This window comes from Trinickia violacea (assembly GCF_005280735.1).
Taxonomy (GTDB): Bacteria; Pseudomonadota; Gammaproteobacteria; order Burkholderiales; family Burkholderiaceae; genus Trinickia_A; species Trinickia_A violacea.
In genome coordinates this window covers 3,578,245-3,597,094 of the sequence record NZ_CP040077.1, presented here as the reverse complement: position 1 = coordinate 3,597,094, position 18,850 = coordinate 3,578,245, and the positions used below count along the sequence as shown (strand labels likewise).

Below are 18,850 nucleotides of genomic sequence, written 5' to 3'. Positions count from 1 at the left end.
CGCATGCCGGCATCGACACGAGCCGCACCGGGCGGGCCAAGCGCGCTGCGCCGTGGCGCTCGAGTGACCGCGCAAGTCGCATTGAAACTCGCGTATCCGCTCATGTTCTTCGCGGCGTGGCGCTACGACATGACGCGGTATCTTGGCGTCGCGCTCCTCGCTTTGCTCTGGCTGCAGCGCTGGATCGGCGCGGGCAGCGTCGCGTCGATGCTGCGCCGGCTGACGGCGCTCGATTGGGGCGTCGCGGCGGTGCTCTCCTGCGCTTGCGCGGCGATCGCACTGACCGGCAGCGAGCTGCTGCTGCGTCTCTATCCGACGCTGGTGAACGCGGGTCTTCTCGCGGCTTTTGCCGCGACGCTCAACGGCGGCCCGACCATGATCGAGAAATTCGCGCGGCTGCGTCATCCCGAGCTCAGCGCACGGCAGGTGCAGCATACGCGGCGCGTGACGCTGGTCTGGTGCGCGTTCTTCGCGGCGAACGGTGCCGTTTCGGCCTATCTGGCTTTGTGCGGGGCGCGTGCGGCGTGGGCGCTATATAACGGCGTCGTGGCCTATCTGATGATCGGCGCGCTGATTGCTGTCGAAATCGTCTGGCGGCATGTGTTCGTCTTGCCGAAAAGACCGGTGACGGTCGCTGCCTCCCTTGGGGCGGCCCGGCGGGAGGCCCCATGATCGCGTTGCACGATTTGTTGGCCGTGCCTCGCGATGGCCGCACACCCGTGTGCGCCGACGGCGGTGCAGTCCTCGATTTCGCCGCGTTCGACGCGCGCGTACGCGCGTGCGTGGCGACGCTGCGCGAGCGGCCTGCACAGCGCGTGGCCTTGTGCATCGACGATCCGTTCGACTTCGCGTGCGCGCTCTTTGCGCTCTTCGCTTGCGACAAGGAACCCGTGATTCCGGCGAGTTCGAATCCTGGCTATCTCGCCGCGCTGGCCGATGCATACGACACCATCGTCACCGATGCGGACTTGAGCGCTCTGCCCGCGGCAGGCGGCAACGCAGCCGATTCCGCACGCGATGCGCTGCCGATCGATCCGCTCGCGCCGCTCACGCTCTACACGTCGGGCAGCAGTGGTGCGCCCAAGCCCATCAGGAAGACGCTCGCGCAATTCAATGCCGAGGTTCACACGCTCGAAAAGCAGTGGGGCGCGCTGGTCGGCGCAGCAACGATGCTCGCGAGCGTGCCGCATCACCATATCTACGGGCTGCTGTTTCGCGTGATGTGGCCGCTCGCGGCAGGGCGCGCGTTCGATCGCGCGACCTGCGCCGAGCCGCATCAGCTGGCGGCGCGTCTCGCGCTTTGCGGCGCGGGGGCGGTCGTCTCCAGTCCCGCCCAGCTTGCGCGCTGGCCGGACCTGGCGGGGTTCGACGCGCTCGCGCCGGCGCCGTGCGTGTTCTTTTCGTCGGGCGGTCCGCTTGCCGCAGAGGCGGCGCTGGCCTATTCGCGCCAGTACGGCGGAGCGCCCATCGAGATCTATGGCAGCACGGAGACGGGCGGCATTGCGTGGCGTCAGCAGGACGATTCGGACGCGTGGCAGCCCGTGCACGGCATCGATATTCGGCGCGAAGGCGACGGCGCGCTGGCCGTGCGCTCGCCGCATCTCGGACACGACGATTGGCATCGCACCGACGACGCGATTCTCGTCGGCGAAGACGGCCGCTTTCGGCTGCAAGGGCGGCTCGATCGCGTCGTCAAGCTCGACGGCAAGCGCGTGTCGTTGCCCGAGATCGAAGCGCAGCTCGCGCGGCATCCGTTCGTGGCGCAAGCGGCGCTGACGCCGTTGCGAGGCGCATCGCGCGATCGGCTAGGCGCGCTCGTCGTGCTGAACGAGGCCGGCAGCGAGGCGTTTTGCGCGCAAGGGCGCGTGGCGCTCGCGAAGATCTTGCGCCGGCATCTGGCCGCTTATGCCGATGCGGTCGTGCTGCCGCGCCGCTGGCGGTTTCACGCCGCGATGCCATTCGATGCGCGCGGCAAGCTGCCCGCGGCGGCCGTCGCCGCCGTGTTCGAGGCGCGTGAAGAGGGCGTCGAAGTGCTCGCTCAGGTGAGACACGGCGGTGCGCTTCACTACGATCTGCGTGTGCCGCCGACGCTGGTTCATTTCGCCGGTCACTTCCCCGGCCTCGCGATTCTGCCCGGTGTCGTGCAGATCGACTGGGCGATGAAGCTCGCGGCCGAACAAGTCGAGGGGGTGCGCGAGATTGCCTCGATCGATCGCCTCAAGTTCATGGCCCCGGTTCCGCCCGGCGCCGTGCTGCAACTGACGCTCGCACCCGACGCCGCGCGAGGGCGCGTGCGCTTCGCGTACCGGCTTGGCGAGCGCGAATGCGCGTCGGGCATCTTCGTTTGCGGAGGACGCCCATGAGCATCAACGCGTGTGTCGTCATCCCGATCTACAACCACAAGGACGCGATCGGCGCGACCGTTGCCGGCCTCGCGGTGCACGGGTTGCCGATCTTCGTCGTCGACGACGGCAGCGACGCGGCGACGCAAGCCGTGCTGGCCGGTCTCGCTCAGCACTTCCGGGCTCAACTGACGCTGTTGCGCCTGCCCGTCAACGGCGGCAAGGGCGCGGCGGTCATGGCCGGGCTGCGCGCCGCGCATGCGGCCGGCTTCTCGCACGCATTGCAGATCGATGCCGACGGCCAGCACGACGCGGCCGACGTTCCGCGTTTCGTCGCGGCCGCGAGCGCGGATCCGGAGGCGGTCGTCCTCGGCCGTCCCGTCTACGACGCGAGCGTGCCGAAGGCGCGCCTATACGGACGTTACCTGACGCATGTGTGGGTCTGGATCGAAACGCTGTCGTTCGAGATTCGCGATTCGATGTGCGGCTTCCGGATCTATCCGCTCGCGACGGCCTGCGCGTTGATCGATTCGGTCCGGCTGCCGACGCGCATGGATTTCGACATCGAAATTCTGGTGCGTCTGTCGTGGCGGCGCGCGCGGTTTGTATCGATACCGACGCGCGTGACCTATGCGGCCGGCGGCTTATCGCACTTCGATGTCGTGCGCGACAACGTGCGGATCAGCAAGAGCCATACGCGGCTTGTCGCGGGGATGCTGCTGCGTTTGCCGGTGCTGCTCGCGCACAAGCTGCGGCCGTTGCGGGCAGCGCCGCCGCTGCCGCATCCGGCAGCGGCGAACGCGAATCCGAGCACGAATCCGAGCACGAATCCGAGCACGAATCTGAGCACGAATCTGAGCACGAATCTGAGCACGAGTGCGAGCCCAGCGGTCAAACCCTGGTGGCGCATTGCCGAGCGCGGCAGCCGCCTCGGCATGACGCTGCTCGCGCTCTCTTGCAAAGTCTTCGGTACGCGCATGACCGCGCTGTGGCTGCATCCCATCGTGGCCTACTTCCTGTTGACGGGCCGCGCCGCGCGTGCCGAGTCGCATCGTTATTTCATGCGTCTCGCGCAGGTGTCGCCGCGGGGTGGCACGCCGCGCCCCGGCTGGTTCTCGGCCTACCGGCACATGTTCGCGTTCGCGCGCTCGGGGCTCGACAAGCTCGCCGCGTGGTCCGGGCGCGTGACGCAGAACGACATCGCCTTCGACGATCCCGAGCCGCTCGATGCGCTCACCGCGAGCGGGCGCGGCGCGCTCGTGATCGGCGCGCATCTCGGCAATCTGGAGATGATGCGCGCGCTCGCCGTGCGCGGCGCGCATTCGAAGGTCACGGCGATCGTCTATACCGAGCACGCCAAGCGCTTCAACAGCGTGCTCGCAGCCGCGAACGAAGACTTTTCGGTGCGGCTGCTCGAAGTCAGCGACTTCGGCCCGGAGACGGCGGTGCTGATGCAGCAGCGCATCGACGCGGGCGAATTGCTGGTGATCGTCGGCGACCGCGTGCCGGCGCATGAATCGGGCCGCACGACCCTCGCGCACTTTCTCGGCGCGCCTGCTGCGTTCGCGCAAGGGCCGTATGTGCTTGCGCACGCGTTGGGTTGTCCCGTCTATCTTTTCTTCTGCTTGAAAGAGCAGGGCCGCTACACCGTCTATTTCGAGCACTTTGCCGAGCGCATCGACTTGCCGCGCCGCGACCGCGCGCAGCATCTCGCGGCGCACGCGCAGCGCTACGCGGACCGGCTCGAATATTTCTGCCGCAAGGCGCCATTCCAATGGTTCAATTTTTTCGATTTCTGGGCGCGGCCCGGCGGGGGCGTGCATGGCCGAACATGATCTGAATGTCCGCGAGGGGGCACAGGCGGCGCTCGCCGTCGAGCCCGTCGTGATCGGCAATCGGCGCTTGACGATTGAAGACGTCGTCGAGATCGCCCGGCAGCGCGCATCGGTCGCGCTGTCGGACGACGCGGCTTGGCGCGCGCGCATCGAACGCGGGGCCGAATTCCTGCGCAAGCGGCTTGCGGACGGTGCCACCGTGTATGGCGTCAACACCGGCTATGGCGACGCGTGCGTGGTCGGCGTGCCGCCCGAGCTCGTCGAGGCGCTGCCGCTGCAACTCACGCGCTATCACGGCTGCGGGATGGGCCGCTATCTCGAGCCCGCGGAGACCCTCGCCGTCATCGCGGCGCGCCTGAACTCGCTCGCGCACGGCTACTCGGGCGTGCGTGGCGTGCTGCTCGAGCGTCTCGCCGATCTGATCAACCGGCGCATCCTGCCGCGCATTCCGGCCGAAGGCTCGGTCGGCGCGAGCGGAGACTTGACGCCGCTGTCGTATGTGGCGGCGGCGCTCGTGGGCGAGCGCGAAGTCCTGTTCGAAGGACGCTTGCGCGACGCGCAGGACGTGTGGGCCGAGCTCGGCCACGTGCCGCTCACGCTCGCCCCGAAAGAAGGGCTCGCGCTGATGAACGGCACGGCGGTGATGACGGGTCTCGCCTGTCTTGCCTTCGCCCGCGCCGATCATCTGACGCGCCTCGCCGCGCGTCTGACGGCACTGTGCACCGTCGCGCTCGACGGCCGCGCCGCACATTTCGATGCGCTGATCTTCGATGCGAAGCCGCACGCGGGGCAGGCCGAAGCCGCCGCGTGGATTCGCGCGGACCTGGCCGGCCGCGACGACACCTCCGGCCAGCGCTTGCAGGACCGCTACTCGATCCGCTGCGCGCCGCATGTGATCGGCGTCGCGCGCGATGCGCTGACGTGGGTGCGCCGCGATATCGAGAACGAGCTGAACAGCGCGAACGACAATCCGCTCATCGATCCGGACGGCGAGCGCGTGCTGCACGGCGGCAACTTCTACGGCGGCCATATCGCGTTCGCGATGGATGCGCTGAAGACCGCGGTCGCGAATCTCGCGGACCTGATGGACCGGCAGCTCGCGCTCATCGTCGACGACAAGTTCAATAACGGCCTGCCGCGCAACCTGTCGGGCGCAACGGCCGAGCGTGCGCCGATCAACCACGGCTTCAAGGCCGTGCAGATCTCGTCGTCGGCATGGACGGCCGAGGCGCTGAAGCTGACGATGCCGGCGAGCGTATTCTCGCGCTCGACCGAAGCGCACAACCAGGACAAGGTGAGCATGGGCACGATCGCCGCACGCGACTGCCTGCGCGTGCTCGAACTGACCGAGCAGGTCGCCGCGGCGCATACGCTCGCGGCGGTGCAAGGCATGCGCTTGCGCCTGGCGGCGACCCAGACCGCGACGGTGCCCGCGCCGCTTTCCGGCTTCGCCGAGCGGGTGACGGCGGTGTCGGCGTTCGTCGGCGAGGACCGGCCGCTCGAAGCGGATCTGCGGGCGTTGACGGCGCTGATCGCCGATTGCGGCTTGGCCGGCGACGTAGGCAGCGGGGGCTGAGATGACGTCGTCGACCCGAACCTTGCAGGCGAGCGCGCGCGTCGAAGTGCCGTTTCACGACGTCGATGCGATGAACGTCTGCTGGCATGGGCATTACCTCAAGTACTTCGAGATCGGGCGCGCCGCTTTGCTGCGCGCGTTCGACTACGACTATCCCGAGATGCAGGCGTCAGGCTATCTGTGGCCGATCGTCGAAGCGCACCTGAAGTACGTGCGCCCGGCGATCTATGGACAGACCCTGGAAGTTCGCACGGAACTGCTCGAATATGAAAACCGTTTGAAGATCGGCTATCAGATCGTCGACTGCGCGTCCGGCGAGCGCTTGACGAAGGGCTACACGATCCAGGTCGCCGTTTGCGTCAAAACGCAGGAGCTGCAGTTCGTGTCGCCGCCCGTGGTCTTCGACAAGCTGGAGCGCGCATGGTCCTGACGAAGCTCAAACGGCTCGCCGCGGCGGGCGCCGTGCTGAGCGCCGCGCTTTGCGTCGCCAATGCCGCGCTGCTTCCCTCCGCTCAAGCGGCAGCGCCGTCCGACGATGCGCGCCTCGTGTCGCAGATCGCCGCGCATCTTGCGCAAGCGCCCGGCATTCGCGCGCAGTTCAAGCAGACACAGACGCTTGCCGCGCTGAAAGCGCCGCTCGTCAGCACGGGCACGCTGCTCTTCATGCGCGAGCGCGGCGTGATCTGGCAAATCGACTCGCCGATCCGCACGACGTATGTGATCAGCGACAGCGGCGTGACCGAAATCGACGCCAGCGGTAAGCGCATCGCACGCGCGGCGCGCAGCGCGGGGGGCGTCGCCCAGGTGTCGCGGATGATGCGCTCGATGCTGGGCGGCGACTTGTCCGCCCTCTATTCGCAGTTCGACGTGACGGCAAGCGGCACCCCGAAGCAATGGCAGATGCAGCTGACGCCGAACCAGCCGCAGCTCGCGCAGAGGCTCAAGGGCTTGCGGATGGCCGGCGGCGATTTCCTGCAAACGCTGACGATCACCTCGGCGAACGGCGACGCCACGCGAATCGACTTCGCCAATAGCGCGGCGGTGGCGGAACCTTCGAGCGCCGAGCGCGCGCTGTTCGGAGCGAACTGATGGACGTCGTGAAGCGCAACCCGGCAAGCGGCACGTGGGGCATCCGCCTCGCGTGGCTTGCCCTCGCGCTCGTCGCCGCGCTGTATTGCGCGTGGCGCTTCGCAGGACCGTCGCCGCTGCAAACGAACCTGCTCGCGCTGTTGCCGCCGACCGAAGCGGACCCGGTCGCCGAGCAGGCCGTCGATGCACTCGCTTCCGCCATGGGGGAGCGCACGGTGTTTCTCGTCACGAGCCGCGACGCCGCGCACGCGAAAGCGGGCGCGCGGCTTCTCGGCGCGTCGCTGGCGGCAAGCGGGGCGTTCGGCAGCGTGCTGGCCGAGCTGCCGCCGTTCGACACGGCGCAGATCACGCGTTTCTATCTGCCATACCGGTTCAACCTGCTCGCCGCAAGCGACCGCGCCGCGCTCGCCGACGGCTCCGCGTCTGAGTCCGCACTGCTCGCGCAGCGCCTTTTCAATCCCGTGCAAACGGGGCTCGCCGTGCCGCTCGCCGACGATCCGTTCGGCTGGCTCCAACATTGGCTGGCCGGGCTGCCGCTCGCGACGACGAATCTGGAGATCGAAGACAACCTGCTCGTGGTCCATCGCGGCGAGTCGACGAGCGTGCTCGTCACGGCCACGCTGCCGGGCTCCGCGTACGAAACGAAGACGCAGACGGCGGTGCGCGCCGCTACGGCGCTCGGCGTCGGCGAGCTCGAGCGCGCGCTGCCCGACGTGCGTGTCGCGAAAGCGGGCGCGGTTTTTTATGCGGATGCCGCGCGCAGCGCGTCGGAACGCGAGGTGCATTGGATCGGCATCGTGTCGGTGTGCGGCATTGCCCTCCTGATGCTGTGGATTTTCCGTTCGCCGCGCCTCATCGTCCTCGGCTTCGTGTCGACCGCGATCGGCGTCGTGTGCGCGCTCGCCGTCACGATGCTGCTGTTCGGCAAGCTGCATCTGCTCACGCTCGTGTTCGGCGCGAGCCTGATCGGCGAGGCGGTCGACTATTCGATTCAGTATTTCGTGCTCTATCTGAGCTCGGGGCGCGACTGGGATGCGCGGCGCGGCGCTCGTGAAGTGCGGCCGGCGCTGACGGTTGCGCTCGCAACGAGTCTGCTCGGCTACGCGATTCTCGCGTGGGTGCCGTTTCCCGCGCTCAAGCAGATCGCGTGCTTCGCGATTGCGGGAATCGGCACGGCGTTCGCGTCGGTGATGTGGCTGTTGCCCGCGTGGCTCGTCGATGGCCCGAAGCGTGCGCCGCGGCATTTGTTTGCCGGGGCCGAGCGCCTCGTGCGCGGCTGGCACGCGGCGCTCGGCGGCCGGCGCGCGTGGATCGTGGCGGCGCTCGTCGTTGCCGTGGCGGCGCCGGGCTGGCTGCGCCTGTCGAGCGACGACGACATTCATTTGCTGGTCCAGCGCGATCCCGGCCTCGCCGCGCAGGAAAACGAGGTGCGCGCGGCGATCGGCGTCGACAGCGGCGCGCAGTTCTTTGTCGTGCAGGGCGCCACATCCGAGCAGGTGCTGGAGCGTGCGGAAGCGCTGGGCGCCGCGCTCGATCGGCCGGCCGGCGGCGTGCGCCTCTCCGGCTGGCAATCGGTGACGCAGTTCGTGCCGTCGGCGAAGCAACAGGCCGCCGACCGCGCGTTGCTGGCGAGCCGCGTGTTCGCCGATCGCCCTGCCTTACAGGCGACGCTTGCGCAGGCCGGCTTTCGCGACGATGTCGCGAAGCGCTATCTCGATGCCTACGCGCAGGCGGACGCCTCGCCGCTGACCGTCGAGCGCTGGCTCGCGACGCCGTGGTCGCGGCCGTATCGCCATTTGTGGCTCGCCGCGACGCACGCAGATAAACCCGGCTATGCCGCGATCGTGATGCCGCTCGGCGCGACCGATGCGCAATTGCCCGCGCTCGCCGCGTTGGCGCCTACGTTGCCCGGCGTGGCGTTCGTCGACAAGGCGGCAAGTGTGTCGCGTCTCTTCGGTGCGTATCGCGTCGACAGCGGTTGGTGGCTCGCCGGTGCGCTCGCGCTCGTGGCGTTGCTGCTGGCGGGCCGCTACGGCGTGCGCGGCGGCATCGCGGTGACGCTGCCGGTTCTGCTCGCCGTGGGCGTGACGCTCGCCGCATTCGGCTATGCGGGCATGCCGCTCAATCTCTTCAATTGGCTCGCGCTGATGCTCGTGCTCGGCGTGGGCGCGAACTATGCCGTGTTCCTCCGCGAAGGCTGCGCTCGCGAGCGCGCCGATCTTGGCGCAGTGTGGACGGGCGTGGTGCTGTCCGCGTGCACCACGCTCCTGTCGTTCGGCCTGCTCGGCATGAGCTCGATGCCGGTGCTGAAGAGCTTCGGCGCGACGCTCGCACTCGGCATCGCCGTATCGGTTTTGCTCGCGCCGATCGGCATGCCGCGGCAGCCCCGGGCCGAAGCGCAAATCGAGTCGCAAGCGAGGAAGGGCGCATGAATTCGTCTCACGTCTATCTGCACGCGTTGGGCATCGTGAACGCGCTCGGCGCCGATGTCGACGCCGTGGTGCGTGGTCTCGCCTCCGGCGTTGCGGCGGGGATGGGCTTGGCCGCGGAGGACGGTCCCTTCATCGGCCGCGCAGTGGGGTTGCTCGATATCGCACCGCCCGCGCATCTCGCCCGCTACGACTGCCGCAACAATCGCTTGTTGCTGGCCGCACTCGCGCAGATCCGCAGCACGGCCGACCAAGCGTGCGAGCGCTATGGCGCACAGCGCGTGGGCGTCGTGCTCGGTACGAGCACGTCGGGCGTCGGGGCAGCGGAAGCCGCGCTTGCGCGGCAGGCGAGCGTGGACCCGAGCGCCAACGCTTCGGGAAGCGAGCCGTTGCGTGCGCCGTTCGACTACGTGCAGATGGAGATCGGCACTGCCGCGCCGTTTGCCGCGGCGGTGCTCGGTGTCAAAGGGCCGGCGTTCACGATTTCCACCGCCTGTACGTCGAGCGCGAAGGCGTTCGTCTCCGCGCGGCGTCTCTTGCAATTGAAGCTGTGCGATGCCGTGATCGTCGGCGGTGTCGATTCGCTTTGCGAACTGACCGTACAGGGCTTTGCCTCGCTCGAATCGACGAGCGTGGCGCGAACCAACCCGATGAGCCGCAATCGCGCCGGCATCAATGTCGGGGAGGGGGCCGCGCTCTTTTTGATGAGCCGCGAAGCGGGACCCGTACGGCTCGCGGGCGCCGGCGAATCGAGCGACGCGCATCACATCTCGGCGCCCGATCCGGCAGGCGTAGGCGGCGAAATCGCGCTGCGAGCGGCGCTGGCCGACAGCGGCATCGGCGCGTCCGAGATCGGCTACGTGAATCTGCACGCCACCGCCACGCGCAAGAACGACGAGATGGAAGCGCATCTGATGGCGCGCGTATTTCCGCGCGGCGTTCCCGCGAGCGGCACGAAGCCGCTCACGGGGCACACGCTCGGCGCGGCCGGCGCCACCGAGCTTGCGTTCGCCTGGCTCACGCTCGCGCGCGGCGATGTCACGCTGCCGCGTCACCTATGGGACGGCGACGCCGACCCCGCCTTGCCGGCGCTCGATCTGATCGAAGCCGAACGACGCCTGGCGCCGGGCCAATACGTGATGAGCAACTCGTTCGCATTCGGCGGCAGCAATGTCAGCCTCGTTCTGGGGCGTTGAAGGTGTCATGAGCACGACGATGGAACACGCGCAAAACTGGGCGGACACGGTCTTTCCGCCGATTGAAGAGGTGCTGCCGCATCGCGGCACGATGCTGCTGACAGACGAGGTTCTCGCGTGCGGCGACACGAGTGTCACGGTGCGTGCGCGCGTCGACGCCGGCGCGTGGTATGCGGACGCGAACGGCGCGATGCCGGCTTGGATCGGCGTCGAGCTGATGGCGCAGGCGATTGCCGCGCACGTCGGTCTCGTGGCGATGCGCGCGGGCGGCAAGGCGCGTCCGGGTGTGCTGCTGGGCTCGAGCAAGTACGAAGCGCTCACGCCGGCGTTTGCGCGCGACACGCAACTCGACGTACATGCGGCGGAACTGCTGCGCAGCGCGGAAGGACACGGCGCATACCAATGCACGATCGACAGCGCGGAGGGCCAGCGTCTCGCACAAGCCGTCATCAAGGTTTTTCAGCCGACCGATTTTCAAGCATTCATCGAAGGGAAGAGTCAATGACCCCCACGTTCACTTACGTTCACTGCCCCCCGAGGGGGCGAAGCCTCCCTTGGGGCGGCCCGGCGGGAGGCTTCACTCAATGAGCCGCCGCGTTCTCGTTACCGGCGCAAGCCGCGGCATCGGCCGCGCGATTGCGTACCAACTCGCCGCCGACGGCTTCGCCGTGTCGGTGCATTGCAGGAGCGGCCGGGCCGAGGCCGACGCGGTCGCCGACGGCATCGCCGCGCAAGGCGGCAGCGCTCGCGTGCTGCAATTCGACGTGCGCGACCGCGCCGCGTGCCGCGAGCAACTGCAGGCCGACGTCGCCGCGCACGGCGCCTACTACGGAATCGTGCTGTGCGCGGGCCTGACACGCGACGCGGCATTTCCGGCCCTGACCGACGACGATTGGGATGCCGTGCTCGAAACCGGACTCGACGGTTTCTACAACGTCGTGCATCCGCTCACGATGCCGATGGTGCGCGCGAAAGCGGGTGGCCGGATCGTGACGATCGCGTCCGTTTCGGGGGTGATGGGCAATCGCGGGCAGGTCAACTACAGCGCCGCGAAGGCCGGCTTGATCGGCGCGACGAAGGCGCTCGCCGTCGAGCTGGCCTCGCGCCGCATCACGGTCAACTGCGTCGCTCCCGGCTTGATCGAGACCGAGATGCTCGCGCAAATGGAGCATCTCGATCATGCCTTGCAGACCGTGCCGATGGCGCGCGTCGGCAAGCCGGTCGAAGTCGCAGCGGCTGTCAGCTTCCTGATGTCGGACGCCGCGTCCTACATCACGCGGCAAGTGCTCGGCGTGAACGGCGGGATCATCTGATGAAGCGCGTCGTCATTACGGGAATGGGCGGCGTGACGCCGATCGGCAATCAGTGGGACGAGATCGAGACGGCGCTCAAAGGCGGCCGCAACGCCGTGCGCCGCATGCCGGAGTGGGATTACTTCTCGTCGCTGCACACGCGGCTCGCGTGTCCGCTGCCCGAGTTCACCCTGCCGCGCGAGTATCCGCGCAAGAAGACACGGTCGATGGGGCTCGTCTCGATGTATTCGGTGCGCGCGAGCGAGATGGCGTTGGCCGATGCGGGACTGCTCGGCGACGCGTCGATTGCCGACGGGCGCATGGGCGTCGCATACGGTTCGTCGTCGGGCTCGGTGCAGCCGATCCGCGCGTTCGGCACGATGCTCGAGACCGGTTCGATGCAGGACGTCACGTCGAACAGCTACGTGCAGATGATGCCGCATACGACGGCCGTCAACGTGAGCCTGTTCTGGGACCTGAAAGGGCGCATCGTGCCGACTTCGTGCGCGTGCGCTTCGGGTAGCCAGGCGATCGGGTATGCGTACGAGGCCATCGCGACCGGCAAGCAGACGCTGATGCTCGCGGGCGGCGCCGAGGAGCTGTCGGGCCCCGCGGTCGCGGTATTCGACACGCTCTACGCGACGAGCACGCGCAACGACGAGCCGGAGCTGACGCCGCGTCCGTTCGATGCGGCGCGCGACGGCCTCGTAGTCGGCGAGGGGGCGGCGACGCTGGTGCTCGAAGAGTACGAACACGCGCGCGCACGCGGTGCGGCGATTCATGCGGAAATTGTCGGTTTCGGCTGCAACTCGGACGGCGCCCACATGACGCAGCCCACGGCCGAAACGATGGCGCGCGCGATGCAGTTCGCGCTCGACGATGCGCTGCTTCCGCCCACGGCAATCGCCTATGTGAACGCGCACGGCACGTCGACCGATCGCGGCGACATTGCGGAAAGCGTGGCGACGGCGCAGGTGTTCGGCTCGCGGATGCCGATCAGTTCGCTCAAGAGCTATATCGGCCACACGCTTGGCGCGTGCGGCGCGATCGAGGCGTGGTGGACCATCGAGATGATGAAGCGCAACTGGTACGCGCCGACGCTGAACCTGACGAACGTCGACCCAGCCTGTGCGCCGCTCGATTACATCGCGGGCGAAGGCCGCGCGATCGACGCCGGCTACGTGATGAGCAACAACTTCGCGTTCGGCGGGATCAATACGTCGTTGATCTTCAAGCGGGTGCAATGAGACGCAGCGCATCACGCGAACTCGAACGCGTCGTCGTCACGGGCATGGGGATCGTGTCGTGCCTCGGCAATACGCTCGATACGGTGTCAAGCGCGCTGCGCGAGGGCCGATCCGGCATCACGAGCATCGAAGCATGGCGCGAGCTTGGCTTCGGGAGCCAGGTTGCAGGTGTGGCGTCGGTCGCCGATGAGCCGCCGTTCGCGCGCAAGTTCGAGCGCTTCATGGGCGATACCGCGCGCTTTGCGGCTCACGCGGCGCGAAAGGCGGTCGAGGACTCGGGCCTCGCGGCCGATGCCTTGCGTTCTCCCGATGCGGGCGCCGTGATCGGCTCGGGGAGCGGCGCGCTGTCCGCCTACGACGCGGCGCTTGCCGTCGTGCGCGAGCGCGGCGTCGAAAAAGCGCCGCCCTACACCGTGCCCAAGGTGATGAGCAGCACGGCGTCGGCGAACGTCGCGCAACTGTTCGGTCTCGAAGGCATCGCGTATTCGCCGTCATCGGCCTGCACGACGTCTGCGCTCGCGATCGGACAGGCCATGCAGCTGATTCAGACGGGCCGTCAGCAGATCGTGCTCACCGGCGGCAGCGAAGAGCTCTACGACAACTACACGCTGAACTTCGACGCGATGGGCGCGCTTTCGCGCGGCTTCAACGACACGCCGCAGCGCGCGTCGCGCCCCTACGACACGGCGCGCGACGGCTTCGTGATCGCCTCGGGCGCGGGCGTGCTGGTGCTCGAATCGCTGACGCACGCGCGTACGCGCGGCGCACGCATTTACGCCGAGCTGACGGGCTTCGGCCAGTGCACCGATGGCGCCGCGATGGTTGCGCCGGGCGCGGCGGGCATCGCGCGGTCGATTCGCGGCGCGCTCGACGAAGCAGGCACGACGCCCGGCTACGTGAACACGCATGCCCCGTCGACTCCGCTCGGCGACATCGAAGAACTGCGCGCGCTGCAGGAGGTGTTCGGTGCGGCGGTGCCGCCCCTGTCGTCGATCAAGGCGCTGACGGGTCACCCGCTCGCGACCTCCGGCGTGCACGAGGCGATCTACACGCTCTTGATGATGCGCGACGGTTTCATCGCGGGCAGTGCAGGCATCGAATCGCTCGATCCGCTCGCGGCCGGGGTGCCGCTCGTGCGGGCTTCGCGTGACGCCGCACTCAAGAGCGCGATGTCGATTTCGTTCGGGTTCGGCGGCAGTTGCGCGAGCTTGATGTTCGGCGCGTGTGAAGGTGCATGAAGCAGTCGTTTCTTAGTCAATGACAACAACAAACAGGAGTGCCTCGATGAAACTCAATTCCACGATTGCCGCATGTGCGCTCGCGTTGGCCGCGCAAGCCGCGATGGCAGGGTCCGTGCTGCACAGCTTTCCGCTCAAGCCCGTGCTCGATACGCAGCCGGGCGGCGATGACGTCGCGCTCTATTTCGGCTCGCAGACGCCTCCGGCTGTGGCGAGCCAGCTCGGCAGCGACAGCGAGAGCGCCCATGTGCCGCGCAAATACGGCGACGATGACCAGACCTCGTGCAACGTCGCGCTTACGCAGGCGCTGAGGGACCTGCGCAGCTACGCGCGCGTTCACCACGCCAACGGCGTCATCAACATTCGCACGCGGTTCCATGAGACGGAGACCGCGTCCGATACCGATTACACGTGCGCCACGAGCAGCGGCGCGGCAGCATTGAAGGTGACCGGCGATCTCGTTGTGATCGATACCAAATAAAGCAAATCGAGAAAGTCGCGAAAGGATTGAATATGAAATATCTCAAGATCGCCATTTACCTCCTCGTTGTCGCTGTCCTGGCGGGGTGCGCGCGAGGTGAGCCGTACAAGCAAGTCGTCAAGACGGCTCCAGAAATTGCTGCGGGCCAAGGGCGAATCTACTTCTATCGAAAGCCAGGCCTGTTCTCGGACGCCGGCATTCTGGACCAGCCCGTCATTTTGCTCGACGGGGAAAAGATTGGCCGTGCTCGACCCAAAGGGTTCTTCTATTTGGACGTTCCTGCCGGAACTCATGAAGTTGTCGTCCATACCGAGGTCGATAAAACGCTCTCGCTGACCATCGATGCTGGGGAGACGAAATACGTGAGGACTGAATTGACAGCCGGCGTCATACGCGCAAGAGCGGTGCCGGAGTTGATCGAGCCGCGCGTCGCGAAGAAGGAAATGAGGCGGCTCAGGCTGGGCGGGCAGGCATCGGCCAACGGCGATGGGGCTGCCTCGGAAACTGCCGAATAAGGATGGCGATTCCCCGCCGCGAACAGGTAAGCCGCGCGCCCGGTCTACCTGTGCACGGCGGGGTTGACCTTGCTTCCCTTGCGCGCCGCCACGTTCACGAGCGTCTCGCGCCGCTTGCCGGGCTGAGGACGATGAAGGCCGAGGCGCTCGAAGAGGCCGAAGTCTTTTGCGCGGCTCCACCAGAGGTAGGGAAGCGATACGTTGTTCGCGCCGAATGTGAAGCCGCCTTGCCGGATCATTTCGAGATATCCGTCGGCGCTCTTTTGCACATGCATCGGATGACGGAACAGCAGCCGGATCACCCACGATTTGATGTACGCCTCGGTCGATTCCGCGAACAGCAGCACGCCGCCCGGCTTCAGCACGCGGCGAAACTCGGCGAGCGCGCGTTCCTGCTCGACGAGATGGTGGAAGGTTTGATGGCAGAAGACGATGTCGGCGCTCGCATCCGGCAACTGAAGCGCTGCGCAGTCGCCGTGCAGCAGCTCGGTCTCGGTGGCGATGCGGCTGCCGGCTTGCGCCGCCAGCGCAAGCGACGGCTTGTGATAGTCGATGCCGACGATACGGCGCGGCTGGAACGCGTCGGCGAGCAGACGAAACGAGATACCCTGTCCGCAGCCGACGTCGACGATGACGGGTGCCTCGGGCAATGGCGTGCCGATCAGGCGCTTGAGATCGTTGATCGCGACGCGCAGCACATGGTGCTCCCAAGTATGGGTGCGCAGGAACCAGATGCCGAAGGCCGTCTCGGGTACGAAGGGCACGTGCGCGGAAGCGCCTGCTTTGACTGATGAAAGTGGATTGGACGACACCGGTTAACCCCGCCGAGGATATTCTTGTGATGGCGAAATTGTAATGGCAGCTTGTTCGGAATGTAGCGAATCGATGTCAACAAATACGGCCGATGAAGCATCGCATTCGAGACCGTGGGAACGTAACACTCGTGAATACTTTTGAAACCCAAAAACGTTATGACCAACGCTAATTCGCAACACGCGGCCGTCGACGTCGCGATCATCGGCGCAGGGCCGTCCGGCGCGGTGGCGGCGGCGCTCTTGAGAAAGGCCGGCCATTCGGTGCTGGTGCTCGAGCGGCAGCACTTCCCGCGCTTTTCGATCGGCGAGAGCCTGCTGCCGCAGAGCATGGCCTATCTGGAAGAAGCGGACATGCTGCAAGCCGTCGTCGAGGCCGGCTTCCAGTACAAGAACGGCGCGCACTTCGTGCACGGCGGCAAGACGGCGTCGTACGACTTTCGTGACAAGCACTCGAAAGGGTGGGGGACGACGTACCAGGTCGAGCGCGCGAAGTTCGACGACATCCTGATCCGCCGCGCCGCCGAGCAGGGCGCGGACGTGCGCTTCGGCCACGCGGTGAACGCGATCCAGACGGGCGAGGCGCCTCAGCTCGAAGTGGCGGACGAGGCGGGCAACACGTATACCGTGCGTGCGCGCTTCGTACTCGATGCGAGCGGATTCGGCCGCGTGCTGCCGCGCTTGCTCGAACTCGAAACGCCGACGCGGATGCCGACGCGCGCCGCGATTTTCACGCATGTGCGCGACGGCCTGCCGGCCGGCAGCACCGATCGCAACAAGATCTGCATCGCGGTGCACCCTGAGCGGCGCGATGTCTGGTACTGGATGATTCCGTTGGCGGACGGGCGCTCGTCGGTGGGGTGCGTGGCGGAAGCGTCGTTTTTCGACGTTACGGAGACCGAGCGCGAGGCGAAGCTGCGCGAGCTGATCCGGGTCGAACCGACGCTCTGCGAGCTGATCGGCGATGCACCGTTCCTCATGCCGGTGCGGCACATCGGAGGCTACTCGGCGAACGTGGAGCGCCTTTACGGCCCAGGCTACGCGCTGCTCGGCAACGCGGGCGAGTTTCTCGATCCGGTGTTCTCGTCGGGGGTGACGATCGCGCTGCGTTCCGCGCATCTGGCGGTGGAGACGCTCAAGCGCCAGCTGCGCGGCGAGGCGGTCGACTGGCTTGCCGACTACGACCGGCCGCTGCGCCGCGGGATCGATACGTTCCGCGCTTTCGTCGATCGCTGGTACACGGGCGAGCTGCAGGACATCATCTTCTATCCCCATCAGACGCCGACGATTCGCCGGATGATCAGCGCCGTGCTCGCAGGCTACGCGTGGGACGAGACGAACCCGTATGTCGCCGATCCGGTTCGCCGGCTCAACTCGCTGCACGAGGCTTGCAAGGCGATGTAAGCGCGGTGCTCGATGCTTGCGCCGCGAACCGCTCGCGCTTTTCATCGCGCTGATGCACGCGCTGACCGGCCGCGTAGGTTTCGAAAATCGCACGGTCGTCGCCGAGCAGCGCGAACGCGAACAGCAGCTCTTCGAGCGACTGCACGCGCGACGTGCGGCGCTTGAGCAGCGGCGTCGCGGATGGATCGAGCACGATGAAGTCCGCTTCCGATTGCGGGGCGAGCGTGCCGATCTTGTCGTCGAGATTCAGCGCCTTCGCCGCGCCCGCCGTCGCGAGCCAGAACATGCGCGTCGCGGTCAGGTGGAAACCCGAGAGGCGCGCCACCTTGTGTGCCTCGTTCATCGTCTGCAGCATCGAGAACGACGTGCCGCCGCCGACATCCGTGGCGAGCGCGATCGGCACGCCTGCTTCGTCGGCCTTCTCGAAGTCGAACAAGCCGCTGCCGAGGAAGAAGTTCGACGTCGGGCAGTGCGACGCCACCGTGTTCGTCTGCGCCATGCGCTTGCGGTCTTCGGCATCGAGGTGGATGCAGTGTCCGTACACCGCGCGCGAACGCAGCAGGCCGTAGTGATCGTAAATATCGAGGTAGCTGCGGTGCCCCGGGAACAGCTCGGCCACCCACTTCACCTCGTCGACGTTCTCGGCAACGTGGCTCTGAATGAAGACGTCCGGGTGCTCGCGCGCGAGCACGCCGCAGGCCTCGAGCTGCGCTTCGGTCGAGGTCGGCGCGAAGCGCGGCGTGAGCGCGTAGAGCTGGCGTCCGCGGTTGTGCCAGCGCTCGATCAGCTCGGCGCTGTCGTCGTAGCCCGATTGCGCGGTGTCGCGCAGGAACTCGGGGCAGTTGCGGTCCATCAGCACCTTGCCCGCGATCATCCGCATGTTGCGCGCTTCGCTTGCGGTGAAGAGCGCATCGGCCGAGCCCTTGTGGACCGTGCAGTAGACGAGCGCCGTGGTCGTGCCCGAGGCGAGCAGCTCGTCGCAGAAGAAGTTCGCGGTGTCGGCCGCGTACTCCGGGTCCGAGAAGCGGCGCTCGGTCGGGAACGTGTAGGTTTCGAGCCACGGCAGGAGGCCCGGCGCCGGAGACGCAATCATGTCCGTCTGCGGATAATGGATGTGCGTGTCGATGAAGCCCGGCACGATCACTTTGTCGCGCCGATCCTGCACTTGGGTGTCCGGCGTGATCTGGCCGCTCAGCGCCGAATAGGCGCCTGCGGCCACCACGCGACCGTCCTCGACGATCAGCACGCCGTCTTCGTCGAACACGGCCGCGTCTTGCTCGCGCGCCGGGTCACCCTTGAAGGTCAGCAGTTGCGCACGATAGGCAGTGCGTTTCGTGTCGGAATCACGTTTTGCAGTTTGGCTCATGACTAATACGTCTCTTGCGAAAGTAGGA

At 67.1% G+C, this 18,850-nt stretch carries 17 protein-coding genes; 15 read left to right on the top strand and 2 right to left on the bottom strand.

The genetic code is table 11. The features are described from left to right. Positions 1–3: 3 nt before the first annotated feature. From FAZ95_RS16445 to FAZ95_RS16380, 14 genes are all read left to right on the top strand, one after another. Positions 4–672, top strand: coding sequence for a COG4648 family protein (locus FAZ95_RS16445; protein WP_137333422.1), 669 nt, complete (start codon positions 4–6; stop codon positions 670–672). Next, a complete protein-coding gene (locus FAZ95_RS16440) occupies positions 669–2,363 on the top strand; it encodes an ApeI family dehydratase (RefSeq protein WP_137333421.1) in 1,695 nt (564 codons plus the stop codon). Before FAZ95_RS16445 ends, FAZ95_RS16440 begins: the two co-directional genes overlap by 4 nt. Beyond that, entirely contained in the window at positions 2,360–4,177 is a 1,818-nt protein-coding gene (locus tag FAZ95_RS16435) for a glycosyltransferase family 2 protein (RefSeq protein WP_137333420.1), read from the top strand. Before FAZ95_RS16440 ends, FAZ95_RS16435 begins: the two co-directional genes overlap by 4 nt. Then, positions 4,164–5,753, top strand: a complete 1,590-nt coding sequence (locus FAZ95_RS16430; RefSeq protein ID WP_137333419.1) for an HAL/PAL/TAL family ammonia-lyase — start codon at positions 4,164–4,166, stop codon at positions 5,751–5,753. Before FAZ95_RS16435 ends, FAZ95_RS16430 begins: the two co-directional genes overlap by 14 nt. A gap of 1 nt (position 5,754) precedes the next feature. After that, on the top strand, positions 5,755–6,183 hold the full coding sequence (locus tag FAZ95_RS16425) for an acyl-CoA thioesterase (RefSeq protein ID WP_137333418.1): 429 nt from the start codon (positions 5,755–5,757) through the stop codon (positions 6,181–6,183). Then, positions 6,174–6,842 carry a LolA family protein gene (locus FAZ95_RS16420; protein WP_137333417.1) on the top strand — a complete coding sequence of 223 codons (669 nt, stop codon included), beginning with the start codon at positions 6,174–6,176 and terminating at the stop codon, positions 6,840–6,842. Before FAZ95_RS16425 ends, FAZ95_RS16420 begins: the two co-directional genes overlap by 10 nt. After that, positions 6,842–9,274 carry an MMPL family transporter gene (locus FAZ95_RS16415; RefSeq protein ID WP_137333416.1) on the top strand — a complete coding sequence of 811 codons (2,433 nt, stop codon included), beginning with the start codon at positions 6,842–6,844 and terminating at the stop codon, positions 9,272–9,274. Before FAZ95_RS16420 ends, FAZ95_RS16415 begins: the two co-directional genes overlap by 1 nt. Next, a complete protein-coding gene (locus FAZ95_RS16410; RefSeq protein WP_137333415.1) occupies positions 9,271–10,467 on the top strand; it encodes a beta-ketoacyl-[acyl-carrier-protein] synthase family protein in 1,197 nt (398 codons plus the stop codon). Before FAZ95_RS16415 ends, FAZ95_RS16410 begins: the two co-directional genes overlap by 4 nt. A gap of 7 nt (positions 10,468–10,474) precedes the next feature. Beyond that, positions 10,475–10,972: a hotdog family protein gene (locus FAZ95_RS16405; protein ID WP_137333414.1), complete on the top strand. Its 498-nt coding sequence runs from the start codon at positions 10,475–10,477 to the stop codon at positions 10,970–10,972. A gap of 79 nt (positions 10,973–11,051) precedes the next feature. Beyond that, the gene (locus FAZ95_RS16400) at positions 11,052–11,780 is read left to right on the top strand and encodes a 3-ketoacyl-ACP reductase FabG2 (RefSeq protein WP_137333413.1); all 729 of its coding nucleotides are present in this window, start codon (positions 11,052–11,054) and stop codon (positions 11,778–11,780) included. Continuing rightward, positions 11,780–13,006, top strand: a complete 1,227-nt coding sequence (locus FAZ95_RS16395; RefSeq protein WP_137333412.1) for a beta-ketoacyl-ACP synthase — start codon at positions 11,780–11,782, stop codon at positions 13,004–13,006. Before FAZ95_RS16400 ends, FAZ95_RS16395 begins: the two co-directional genes overlap by 1 nt. Further along, positions 13,003–14,244 (top strand): beta-ketoacyl synthase N-terminal-like domain-containing protein, encoded by a 1,242-nt coding sequence (locus FAZ95_RS16390; RefSeq protein ID WP_137333411.1) that lies wholly within the window; start codon positions 13,003–13,005, stop codon positions 14,242–14,244. Before FAZ95_RS16395 ends, FAZ95_RS16390 begins: the two co-directional genes overlap by 4 nt. Positions 14,245–14,290: 46 nt before the next feature. After that, positions 14,291–14,725, top strand: a complete 435-nt coding sequence (locus FAZ95_RS16385) for a hypothetical protein (protein WP_137333410.1) — start codon at positions 14,291–14,293, stop codon at positions 14,723–14,725. A gap of 32 nt (positions 14,726–14,757) precedes the next feature. Continuing rightward, positions 14,758–15,240: a DUF2846 domain-containing protein gene (locus tag FAZ95_RS16380; protein WP_137333409.1), complete on the top strand. Its 483-nt coding sequence runs from the start codon at positions 14,758–14,760 to the stop codon at positions 15,238–15,240. A gap of 44 nt (positions 15,241–15,284) precedes the next feature. On the opposite strand, the gene FAZ95_RS16375 is transcribed toward FAZ95_RS16380, so the two are convergent. Continuing rightward, positions 15,285–16,004 carry a class I SAM-dependent methyltransferase gene (locus FAZ95_RS16375; RefSeq protein ID WP_137333408.1) on the bottom strand — a complete coding sequence of 240 codons (720 nt, stop codon included), beginning with the start codon at positions 16,002–16,004 and terminating at the stop codon, positions 15,285–15,287. A 207-nt stretch (positions 16,005–16,211) separates the two neighbouring features. Here FAZ95_RS16375 and FAZ95_RS16370 point away from each other — a divergent pair, with 207 nt between their 5' ends. Then, the gene (locus FAZ95_RS16370) at positions 16,212–17,456 is read left to right on the top strand and encodes an NAD(P)/FAD-dependent oxidoreductase (RefSeq protein ID WP_137333407.1); all 1,245 of its coding nucleotides are present in this window, start codon (positions 16,212–16,214) and stop codon (positions 17,454–17,456) included. Here the strand turns inward: FAZ95_RS16370 and guaD are convergent. Continuing rightward, positions 17,422–18,822 carry a guanine deaminase gene (gene guaD, locus FAZ95_RS16365; RefSeq protein ID WP_137333406.1) on the bottom strand — a complete coding sequence of 467 codons (1,401 nt, stop codon included), beginning with the start codon at positions 18,820–18,822 and terminating at the stop codon, positions 17,422–17,424. The genes FAZ95_RS16370 and guaD overlap by 35 nt on opposite strands. Positions 18,823–18,850: the final 28 nt, after the last annotated feature.